This window comes from Mesorhizobium sp. M7D.F.Ca.US.004.03.1.1, from assembly GCF_003998635.1.
Classification (GTDB): domain Bacteria; phylum Pseudomonadota; class Alphaproteobacteria; order Rhizobiales; family Rhizobiaceae; genus Mesorhizobium; species Mesorhizobium loti.
Genome location: NZ_RZQG01001491.1, coordinates 1 through 852 on the forward strand (window position 1 = coordinate 1; position 852 = coordinate 852).

The 852-nt window shown below is 61.2% G+C and carries 2 protein-coding genes; both read right to left on the bottom strand.

The window, feature by feature from the left end; translation table 11 throughout:
- Positions 1-386: ABC transporter permease subunit (locus tag EN935_RS38170; RefSeq protein ID WP_127374351.1), on the bottom strand; the 386-nt coding region annotated here is incomplete at its 3' end.
- A 10-nt stretch (positions 387-396) separates the two neighbouring features.
- The coding region (locus EN935_RS38175) for an ATP-binding cassette domain-containing protein (protein ID WP_164771828.1) at positions 397-852 on the bottom strand (456 nt) is incomplete at its 5' end.

Below are 852 nucleotides of genomic sequence, written 5' to 3' on the forward strand. Positions count from 1 at the left end.
GTCTTGCGGCGCGAGATGCCGAGCGCCATGGCAGATTCCGTTTGCCCCGCTGGAATGGCCGAGAGGCCGGATCGTACGATCTCGGCTACATAAGCTCCCGAATTCACGCCCAGTGCGAACACGCCCGCCACGAAGGGCGAGAGCTTCACACCGAATTGCGGGAAGCCGAAATAGACGATGAAGACCTGGATCAGTGTCGGCGTTCCGCGGATGAACCAGATGTAGAAGGTCGAGACCCATCGCACTGGCGCGATGCGCGAGGTCTTGCCCAACGCGGCCGCGAGCCCGCAAATCCAGCTGACGGCGATCACCAGAATGGTGACCGAGAAGACGATCCAGGCGGCGCTTATAAAGCCGGGGGCATAGGTGGAGAGAGCGCTACTCATATCATTTCACTCAATAGGATTCGTGCAGGACGCGGCTTAGGAACTGACGCATCCTTTCGGACTGCGGGTTGCGCAGGACGTCCCTCGATGGCCCGGATTCCGCAATGACCCCGCGGTCGAAGAACAAGGTGCGAGAACTCACGTCGCGGGCGAAGGCAATCTCATGGGTCACAATCAGCATTGTCATGCCTTCGTTGGCGAGTTCGGCCATCAAGCCGAGCACCTCACCGACCAGTTCAGGGTCGAGGGCTGAGGTCACTTCGTCGAACAGCATCGCCTTAGGCTGCATGGCGAGCGCCCGCACGATAGCGACGCGTTGCTGCTGGCCTCCTGAAAGCTGGAACGGATAGTGATTGCGTCGTTGCGCCAGGCCAATGCGATCCAGAAGCTGCTCGGCCTGCCCCGCAGCGTCGCGTCGGCTGACGCCCTTGACCAGCATCGGCGCGCACATGACGTTCTCCATCAC